10 protein-coding genes and 1 pseudogene are annotated in these 10,002 nt (G+C 51.7%); 7 read left to right on the forward strand and 4 right to left on the reverse strand.

Going from position 1 to position 10,002, the window contains the following annotated elements; translation table 11 throughout:
- Positions 1–92 precede the first annotated feature (92 nt).
- From slyD to kefG, 4 genes and pseudogenes are all read right to left on the reverse strand, one after another.
- Positions 93–581: pseudogene (gene slyD / locus C7A19_RS12755) on the reverse strand (peptidylprolyl isomerase); the annotation flags it as partial.
- A gap of 50 nt (positions 582–631) precedes the next feature.
- Positions 632–835: a YheV family putative zinc ribbon protein gene (locus tag C7A19_RS12760; RefSeq protein WP_046074780.1), complete on the reverse strand. Its 204-nt coding sequence runs from the start codon at positions 833–835 to the stop codon at positions 632–634.
- Positions 836–844: 9 nt separating this feature from the next.
- Positions 845–2,644 carry a glutathione-regulated potassium-efflux system protein KefB gene (gene kefB, locus C7A19_RS12765; protein WP_116645053.1) on the reverse strand — a complete coding sequence of 600 codons (1,800 nt, stop codon included), beginning with the start codon at positions 2,642–2,644 and terminating at the stop codon, positions 845–847.
- Entirely contained in the window at positions 2,637–3,218 is a 582-nt protein-coding gene (kefG, locus tag C7A19_RS12770; protein ID WP_069361838.1) for a glutathione-regulated potassium-efflux system ancillary protein KefG, read from the reverse strand. Before kefG ends, kefB begins: the two co-directional genes overlap by 8 nt.
- Positions 3,219–3,414: 196 nt before the next feature.
- Between kefG and C7A19_RS12775 the strand changes: the two genes are divergently transcribed.
- From C7A19_RS12775 to C7A19_RS12805, 7 genes are all read left to right on the forward strand, one after another.
- Complete coding sequence (locus C7A19_RS12775) at positions 3,415–5,343, forward strand: ABC transporter ATP-binding protein (RefSeq protein WP_116645054.1); 1,929 nt, start codon at positions 3,415–3,417, stop codon at positions 5,341–5,343.
- 8 nt (positions 5,344–5,351) lie between these two features.
- The gene (locus C7A19_RS12780) at positions 5,352–5,828 is read left to right on the forward strand and encodes a TIGR02444 family protein (protein WP_100297956.1); all 477 of its coding nucleotides are present in this window, start codon (positions 5,352–5,354) and stop codon (positions 5,826–5,828) included.
- On the forward strand, positions 5,812–6,801 hold the full coding sequence (locus tag C7A19_RS12785; protein ID WP_116645055.1) for a hydrolase: 990 nt from the start codon (positions 5,812–5,814) through the stop codon (positions 6,799–6,801). Before C7A19_RS12780 ends, C7A19_RS12785 begins: the two co-directional genes overlap by 17 nt.
- A gap of 128 nt (positions 6,802–6,929) precedes the next feature.
- A complete protein-coding gene (locus C7A19_RS12790; protein WP_069361842.1) occupies positions 6,930–7,148 on the forward strand; it encodes a YheU family protein in 219 nt (72 codons plus the stop codon).
- 56 nt (positions 7,149–7,204) lie between these two features.
- A complete protein-coding gene (locus tag C7A19_RS12795) occupies positions 7,205–8,074 on the forward strand; it encodes a phosphoribulokinase (RefSeq protein WP_069361843.1) in 870 nt (289 codons plus the stop codon).
- 249 nt (positions 8,075–8,323) lie between these two features.
- Positions 8,324–8,956 carry a cAMP-activated global transcriptional regulator CRP gene (gene crp / locus C7A19_RS12800; RefSeq protein ID WP_002535199.1) on the forward strand — a complete coding sequence of 211 codons (633 nt, stop codon included), beginning with the start codon at positions 8,324–8,326 and terminating at the stop codon, positions 8,954–8,956.
- A 130-nt stretch (positions 8,957–9,086) separates the two neighbouring features.
- Positions 9,087–9,953 (forward strand): hypothetical protein, encoded by an 867-nt coding sequence (locus tag C7A19_RS12805; protein ID WP_069361844.1) that lies wholly within the window; start codon positions 9,087–9,089, stop codon positions 9,951–9,953.
- Positions 9,954–10,002: the final 49 nt, after the last annotated feature.

Here is a 10,002-nt window from a genome sequence, read left to right on the forward strand (position 1 = left end):
GATCAAAGGTCTAGCTCGAAAGCTAGACCTTTGTCAGCAGTCTGAAGGCGCCATTCGGCGCCTTTCATTCACCACAGACGGATACCGTCTTAGTGGTCGTGACCACAGCTTTCACCGTCTTGGTGAATATGACCGTGAGACACTTCCTCTTCTGTCGCTTCGCGAACGTCAACCACTTCCACAGAGAAAGACAGGGTTTGACCGGCTAGCATGTGGTTAGCGTCAACTACCACTTCTTCACCATCCACTTCCGTCACTTCAACTGGGATTTGGCCTTGGTCCGTTTCTGCCATAAAGCGCATGCCCACTTCTACTTGGTCTACGCCTTGGAATACGTTAGCTGGTACGCGTTGTACCATAGCTTCTTGGTAATCACCGTAGGCTTCATCTGGGCCTACAGTCACGTCAAAGCTCTCACCTTTTTCGCGGCCTTCCAGCGCGTTCTCAAGACCTACAATCAGGTTACGGTGACCGTGCAGGTATTGGAGAGGCTCTTGTGCTGTTGATTCGTCAACAAGTGCACCATCTTCATTTTTTACTTGGTAAGCCAGGCTGACTACCACATCTTTCGCAATTTTCATGCTCGCTCCGAGACCGGAAGGTAAATGGACTGACGATGATAACGGATCCCCTACTCCGGTTTAAAGATCCCAATGACATTCTCTGCTGACTCGGCACCAGAGTGTGACTGTTGTGCCGAATCAGGCAACCGACTATCATGATAATCGCAGCTGACACACTCTACTTTGTCAATATTATTTTCGCGCCATACTCGTAACGTATCGAGCTGTTGGCACGCCGGGCACGCTGCCCCAGCAATGAAACGTTTTTTCACTTCAACACCTTACTCATCTCGATTCCAACTTTGGTGCCGCTCACTATCACCACGCATTTCTCGGTCAAAAATTTCTTCCAACTCTTTGCGTGCTTCTTTCGCTCGGGAGGCCGTCGCCAAGTCTTCGCTGTGTTGCGGCAAGAGATCTTGCAATACCCGCATATCCAGCTTACGAAATAAAATTTCGGCTCGCTTGGCTTTATACGGATGCATACCCAGTGACTCTAGCGTCTGCCTCCCGAGCTCAAGGGCCCCCAAAAAGGTTTCACGCGAGAATTGATCCACGCCCTGTGCCATCAATTGATAGGCCTCGACACGACTCCGCGCCCGCGCCATTACTTTAAGGTTAGGGAAATGGCGCGCACAAAGATCAACAATCTCCATCACTTCATCAGGCGAGTCGGTACAAATCACAATCGCTTCAGCGGTATGCGCGCCTGCCGCCCGTAATAAACTGAGCTGGGTTGCGTCGCCATAATACACTTCATAGCCAAAACGACGTAGCAGCTTAATTTGCGTCGGATCACGTTCTAATATGGTTACCCCAATTTTATTGGCGAACATCAACCGGCCTACCACCTGACCAAAGCGACCAAAACCGGCAATGATCACGCGCGCATCGGCCTGCTCAAACTGCCCTTGTGGTGGCGCTTCTTCAGGCTCATTAAACGTGCGAGCAAACCAGCGTTGTTGAAGCGTCAGCATTAAAGGCGTGGTCATCATCGACAAGCTCACCACCACCAACAAAAACGCGTTTAACTCTTGGTCAAGTAAGCCCTGGCTACGCGCTGCATTGAAAATAACAAACGCAAACTCTCCCCCTTGGCTGAGTAATACCGCCATTTGACTGCGCGCTTTTGGCACCACCCCAAAGGCACGCGCCAAGCCATAAAGCAGCAAGGTCTTCACCAAGATCAACGCCGCGACCGCTCCCAGTATGGCCAGTGGGTAGTCGAGCAATAGACCGAGATCAACGGTCATTCCCACTGCAATAAAGAACAGCCCAAGCAACAAACCTTTAAAAGGCTCAATCGCGGTTTCTAATTCATGACGGTATTCACTTTCCGCAAGCAATACGCCCGCAAGAAACGCCCCCAGCGCCATCGATAGGCCTAACGCTTGCATGGCGAGAGCAATCCCAATCACCAAGGCCAGCGAGGTCACTGTAAATAGCTCGGTGACGCCGCTCATGGCCACTAAACGAAACAGCGGACGCAGCAGGAAATGACCGCCCACCAGCAAAATACCAATGCCGACAAACATCCATAATACGTCGAGCCAACTGCCAGCACTGCCACCGGCAAGCGCGGGGATCATCGCGAGCATCGGGATCACCGCTATATCTTGGAAGAGCAAGACGGCAAATCCCGCTTGCCCGGTTTCGCTGCGCATTAGGCGTTGATCTTCGATAATCTTCATCGCAATCGCGGTTGAAGAGAGCGCCAAGCCAACCCCAATCACCAACGCTTGCGAGAGTGTCAAGCCGACCAATGCGCAAATCACACCGATAAACAACGCTGTGACCACGACCTGACTGCCCCCCAGACCGATAATCGGTCGTCGCATCTGGAGCAACTTTTTGGGGTTCAACTCCAAACCGATCAGAAAAAGCAGCAGCACCACGCCAAATTCGGCAAAATGGAGAATCGCATCCACATCACGGACCAGACCCAGCCCCCAGGGCCCGATCACTATGCCTGCCAGCAAATAGCCAAGCACCGAGCCCATACCCAAGCGCTGGGCAAGAGGAACCGCAATCACCGCCGCCAATAAAAAAACAAAGGCCGCCGATAAGAGGTTGTTATCCATCCTCGCCTCCTTGGTGCGCCAATGGGTCAGCGAGCCAATCGGCATAAATCTCAGCAAACGCTTCGCGATCGGCATCGCCAACGCGGCGCGCCCAGTGCAAGACCAACGGTGGGATCCAATACATCCGACATAATGAGGCGGTTAACTCAAAAGGCTGTAGTAGCTCGGCCATTGAATATTTGTTGTAACCTTGTTGACTAAACGCTTCGGCCGCCCCGCCGGTGGTCACCACAAAACGGCAGGTTTTACCGGCCAACGCATCCCCGCCTTGCCCATGTGCAAACCCTTTTCCTAGCACCACATCTATCCACTCTTTCAACAGCGCCGGACAGGAATACATTTGCAGTGGATGCTGAAAGACCAACACATCGGCGTCAGTGACCAACGCGCGCTCATGATGGACGTCCACCACAAAATCCGGGTAGGCGGCGTAAATATCGTGCACGCTGACATGGGCCAGCGGCGTAATGGCCTCAATTAAACGACGATTGGCAACAGATTCATCGGGGTCGGGGTGAGCAAAAATCACCAGTACCTTGGGAAGAGAGGGGCTTTCAGCCTTATCTCGGGGCATAGGCTTCCTTGTCTTATGATTATGGTCAGAACGCAATCTGTTCATTTATCCGTGTTTTTAACTTTAACACACAAATATGCGCCCTCTGTGTCTGACCAGTGGGATGACGCGGTAGAATTTGGCAATCCCGGTATCAAGCTGGTATAACGACCGCGCGACAATGCGCACCCATCAACCCGAGACAGACTGAGAAATCATGATTCGCTTCTCCGATATTCAACTGCTTCGAGGGGGTAAGCCCCTGCTTGACCACACTTCTGCCACTATCTCACCGGGCGACAAAGTCGGTCTGGTGGGCAAAAATGGCTGTGGCAAATCGAGCTTGTTTGCCTTGCTGCGCCATCAATTATCGTTGGATGCCGGCCATTGTGACTACCCGAGTCAGTGGCAGGTAGCATGGGTGGCGCAAGAAACCCCCGCGCTCGACAAAAGCGCGCTCGAGTACGTGATTGATGGCGACAGCGAATACCGCGCGCTACAGCAAGCCCTACGCGACGCCGAAGCCCGTGATGACGGTAACGCGGTGGCGATGTTACACGATAAATTGGATGCCATTGGTGGTTATACCATTGAAGCGCGTGCGGCCAGCTTATTAGATGGTTTGGGCTTTAGCCAACCACAAATCCACTGGTCACTCACCCAATTCTCAGGTGGCTGGCGAATGCGGCTGAACTTAGCACAAGCGCTATTATGTCGCTCTGATCTATTGTTGCTCGATGAACCCACTAACCACCTAGATCTCGATGCGGTCATGTGGCTAGAAAAATGGCTACAGCAATATCCAGGTACCTTGGTGTTGATCTCTCACGACCGGGATTTCTTGGATCCTGTTGTCAATCGCATCATTCACATCGAGCATCAACAGCTCAATGAATACACGGGTAATTATTCCGACTTTGAGCAAATGCGCGCGCAAAAATTGGCGCAGCAACAGGCGCAGTACGAAAAGCAACAAAAGCAAATTGCCCACATGCAATCGTATATCGATCGCTTTCGTTACAAAGCCACCAAGGCCCGCCAAGCGCAAAGCCGGATCAAAGCCCTTGAGCGGATGGAGAAGGTATTGCCCGCGCAATACGATAACCCGTTTAGTTTTACCTTCTTCACGCCGGATGCCTTACCCACCCCCATTTTAATGATGGACAAAGTGGCGGCAGGTTATGATAAGACACCTATTATTGAAAACATTCGCCTTAACCTGGTGCCGGGGGCGCGCATTGGCTTGCTGGGGCGCAATGGGGCGGGTAAGTCGACCCTGATTAAACTCCTCGCGGGCAGCTTACCCGCCATGGCCGGTGAATTAACCTATTCACAAGGGGTGAAAATTGGCTACTTTGCCCAACACCAACTCGATACGTTGCGCATCGACGATACGCCACTTCAGCACCTAAACCGGTTAGCCCCCACCACCGCTGAGCAAACCTTACGTGATTTTCTCGGCCGGTTTGGCTTTCAAGGCGACAAGGCGCTCGAGCCCATCGGGCCCTTCTCTGGAGGCGAAAAAGCCCGCTTGGTGCTCGCCTTATTGGTATGGCAAAAACCGAACTTACTGTTACTCGATGAGCCAACCAACCATCTGGACTTGGATATGCGCCAAGCGCTGACACTCGCCTTACAGTCTTACGAGGGCGCGATGGTGATTGTCAGTCACGATCGCTTCTTGCTGCGCGCCACCACCGATGACTTGTATTTGGTCGACAATAACGCAGTGCTACCCTTTGATGGAGACTTGAACGATTATCACCGTTGGCTGACCGATCAACAGCGCGCTGATCGCGCTGAGAGCAAAAAACAAGCGGCCGCGGAGAAAACGGCGCCGCAACAAACACAGGTGGATCGTAAAGCGCAAAAACGCCGCGATGCCGAGTTACGTAAGCAAACCGCGCCTTTGCGGAAAAAAATTGACAATCTCGACACACAGATAGAACAACTCTCTGCCATTATCTCTGACGCAGAAAATCAGTTGGCGGACCCCGAGATTTACCACAGTGATAATAAGGCGCGGCTCACGGCGCAATTGCAACGTCAAGCGGATGCTAAATCGACGCTCGAAGAGGTGGAACAAGAATGGATGGAGCGACAAGAAGAGCTGGAAGCCCTGGAGGCGACATTCAATCAGGACTAACCCCTGGGATGGCGAATCCCGCCGACCTGTGGCAGTTTTGTTTACATCATTATGGCAAGCCCGAGGTAAAGCAAGCTTGCCTCAGGCTGCAAGACGAGCACCAAGGCAACGTGAATCTTGCCTTGTTACTCGCCTGGATTGAACAACACGGCTATGGGCTTGCGCCCGAGAGCCTCACACAACTGAAGCATGCGTTAAGCCGCTCTGAGCATTTGCTTATTGCCTATCGTCACCTTCGGCGAGAGTTGAAGCCGCGGGTCGGCAGTGGGCAGTACAAAAAAATGCTCAACTTTGAGCTCAGTTTAGAAAAATTCCAACAGCAAGATTTAGTCGATGCCCTCAATCGTCAAACCTGGCTCACGGACACCGCCTCTCCTCTCGCCTACTATTGCCGTCAGCTGTCACCATCAGCACGCAACCTATATACATCACTGAAGGTGACGCCCGCCGAGGAAGAGGGAAGCAACCATGATGACACCGTTTAAACCCATTCCCAGCGCGCGGAACGCGCACTTACAAACCTTGTTGCCTCGCTTTTTGCGTCGAGCCCCGCTTTTCACCCCTCGCTGGCAGCAATTAGATCTGCCTGATGGCGATTTTGTCGATCTGGCATGGACACATCAGCCGCAGCCTGGACAGCCGATTGTTGTTTTATTCCATGGCTTAGCAGGCAGTTTCGACAGCCCGTATGCCAACGGCTTGCTCGCGGCCTTCCAACGCCAAGGTTGGTGCGGCGTGGTGATGCACTTTCGCAGCTGCAGTGGCCGCCTTAATCGTGCCGCGCGAACCTATCACTCGGGAGAAACCCAGGACGCGCGTGCCTTCTTCACCCATTTGCGTCAAACCTATCCAGAGAGTCAAATTGGCGCAGTCGGGGTCTCTTTGGGGGGGAACATGCTGGTGCGTTACCTGGCGGACTATCACGATGATCCCATCGTGGCCTGTGGCTGCGCCGTGTCGCCGCCACTTGACCTTGCCGCCTGCTCGATGCGTATCCAACAAGGCTTTTCCCGTGTTTATCAAGCCTATTTGTTGCGCTCGATGCGCCAAACCCTAGCGGAAAAGCTCACACGGCATCAGCAAGTGGGCCGATGGCACGCGGGGGAGCGCCCGACGATAAAAACCTTGTTCGAGTTTGACCAAACCGTGACTGCCCCGCTTCATGGCTTTGACGATGCGCACCATTATTATCACGCCTGTAGCGGCCTTTCCGTGCTTAATACCATTAAGACACCGTTGGCCATCATTCATGCCAAAGACGATCCTTTTATGACCGACGCGGTGATCCCAACCTCCCCATTACCCGCGAACATTGATTATCAACTCACTGAGCATGGCGGCCATGTTGGCTTTGTCGCCGGTAGTTGGCGCCAACCTCAGTTTTGGCTTGAGCAAGCGGTGCCTGGCTGGCTCGCCGCTTATTTACCGCATGAGTCACTGAGTAAGTCGGCGCGTTAGCACCGTCAAAGGAAGCAAAGAGAACCACTGCATTGACTGGTATGATCGGGTAAAATGCGAGCCAATTCACAACATTCACATCAAGCATCCGAGGATGCCATCCTGAGATCAATAAAAGGTGATGTAGTATGATGGTTCCATGGCAGTCGATTCCTGACGAGACGCTGACAGCGTTAATCGAGCACTTTGTGTTACGGGAAGGAACCGATTATGGTGAGCAAGAAGTCAGCTTTGCACAAAAAGTGGATGATGTTCGCCAACAATTGCAATCCGGGGACGCCGTGATTGTATATTCCGAGTTGCACGAGACAGTGGATATTCGTCGTAAAACAGCACTCGGCTCTTAGCATCGCAGTACACGCCGTATCGCGATACAAATTCAGACTGAATGACAGGGCGCGTCATGTCGGCTAAACATCCTATTATTGCGGTCACCGGCTCATCAGGAGCCGGTACCACCACCACCTCGGAAGCCTTCCGAAAGATGTTCCAGATGATGAACATCAAAGCGGCCTGGCTAGAAGGGGATAGCTTTCATCGCTTTACCCGTCCTGAAATGGACGTCGAGATCCGTAAAGCACGTGAACAAGGCAAACATATCAGCTACTTTGGCCCCACGGCCAACGATTTCCCGCGGCTAGAGCAGTTTTTCCGTGAGTATGGTGAGCAAGGCACCGGGAAATATCGCCGCTATTTACATACCTTTGATGAAGCGGTGCCCTATAACCAAATGCCTGGCACCTTCACGCCATGGCAAGACTTAGCCGACAATACCAATGTATTGTTTTACGAGGGACTGCACGGCGGAGTGGTCGATGGTGATGTCAATGTTGCACAGCATGTCGATCTCTTGATTGGAATGGTGCCGATCGTCAACCTAGAGTGGATTCAAAAATTTGTCCGCGATACGCGCGATAGAGGCCACTCTCGTGAGGCGGTGACCGACTCGATTGTGCGCTCAATGGATGATTACCTGCACTACATCACCCCGCAGTTTTCTCGTACCCATATCAACTTTCAACGCGTGCCGACGGTAGATACCTCAAACCCATTAAATGCCAAAGGGATCCCGTCTTTGGATGAAAGTTTTGTGGTGATCCGCTTTCGTGGAATGAAAAACGTCGACTTCCCTTATCTGTTGCAAATGATCACTGGGTCGTTTATGTCACGGCATAACACCTTAGTGGTACCGGGAGGAAAAATGGGCTTTGCGATGGAATTGATCATCCGTCCATTGATCCAACAATTGATAGAAAAAGGCAAGATTGGCTAAGGCGTAGCGCATCCATGATGTATTACTTCTCAAGCCGTGATCTTAGCCACGTTTTTGCCAGATTTTTAGGCGGTTGGCCTAGATCAAAATCAAGAAATCACCAACAAAAAAAGATACACTCTTGTTAACATACAGTGAGCTTGTAGCCCGCGTTCAGACTTCGTATTCTGTGCAATGATCTGATGGGTTACCCCTCAGACAAAGATAGGACGTTGTTGCCGGGCAACACATGCAGAGGAAATAAGTTATATGGTTCCAGGAAAACCTCAAACAGACCCTACACTCGAGTGGTTCCTTTCACATTGTCATATTCATAAGTATCCGTCTAAAAGCACGCTTATCCATGCAGGTGAGAAGGCGGAGACCTTGTATTACATCGTGAAAGGGTCTGTGGCCGTACTGATCAAAGATGAAGAAGGCAAGGAAATGATCCTGTCTTACCTTAACCAAGGTGACTTCATTGGTGAGCTCGGACTTTTCGAAGAAGACCAGGAGCGCACTGCTTGGGTGCGCGCTAAATCACCGTGTGAAGTGGCAGAAATTTCGTTTAAGAAGTTCCGCCAGCTCATTCAAGTGAATCCTGACATCTTAATGCGCCTGTCTTCACAAATGGCGCGTCGTTTGCAGGTAACGAGCCAAAAGGTCGGGGATCTCGCCTTCCTGGACGTCACAGGCCGCATCGCGCAAACCTTGTTGAACTTGGCTAAACAGCCGGATGCCATGACTCACCCTGATGGTATGCAAATTAAGATCACCCGTCAGGAAATTGGCCAAATCGTCGGCTGTTCGCGTGAAACCGTGGGACGTATCCTCAAAATGCTGGAAGAGCAAAACCTCATTTCCGCACACGGTAAAACCATCGTGGTATACGGCACACGCTAATTGCGCCGCTCTCTGTATCACCAACCGACGCCCTGGCGTCGGTTTTTTTATCTCCGCTTTCTGGCAAGCGTCTGGATAACTTCTACACTCAAAACGATATGGTTAACATAAAACTAACAAGGTATCGTTTATGAAAAAACTCATGGTTTCTCTCACCGCCTTGGCGCTCTCTGTGTTTTCAGCCCATGCCGTGTCCAATACCACAATTGTGCACCCCGAGCCACGCGCTGGGTCGGCGCTTGATCTCTATGCCATTGAGCTGATTGAGTTTCTTGCCGAAAAATCAGGAGAGCCTGTCACCTTGCAAGCTTTTGACGGCCAAATTGGCTCTCAGTCTCGTAAGGTGGAAATGCTCAAGCAAGGCAAGCTCACTATCGACTGGCTGGGTGCCGACCGCACGCTGGAATCTGAACTGATCCCCATTCGCTATCCCGTGTTTCGTGGTCTACTCGGCCATCGCCTGTTTATTACCAACCAAGCCACGGAGCCCCAACTCGCTCAGATAAGTAGCGCGGGTGATTTGCAGTCTCTTACTATGATTCAGGGACAGGGCTGGGCCGACGTCAAGGTGCTCAACTCAGCGGGATTTCGCGTACGCGAAATATCGAGCTTTGAAAATATTTTCAAAGTGGTTGATACAGGTCGTGCTGATCTCTTCCCGCGTGCCTTGATTGAGCCTTTTAGTGAATTAGCCGAGCGGCCACAATACGGTAATCTGTTAGTTGACCCGCATCTGATGCTGATCTATCGCTTCCCGATGTTCCTGTTTGTGTCTCCGCAACATGCTGACGTCGCCGACATGTTGAATGGTGCTTTTGAAGCGGCATACCAAGACGGATCATTTATTGAGTTTTTCAACAACGCTCCGCTGGTCAAAGAAACGTTTGAAAAAGCCAACATTGGTGAACGCACCGTGATCCGGGTCGATAACCCGCATTTAAGCAACGAAACACAAGCCATTCCAGACACGTATTGGCTCGATATCGAGGCTCAATAGACGATATCGAGTAGGGTGAGGCGTTGCCGCCTCATCCCTCTCACAGAAC

This window comes from Salinivibrio sp. HTSP (assembly GCF_003390965.1).
GTDB lineage: Bacteria > Pseudomonadota > Gammaproteobacteria > Enterobacterales > Vibrionaceae > Salinivibrio > Salinivibrio kushneri.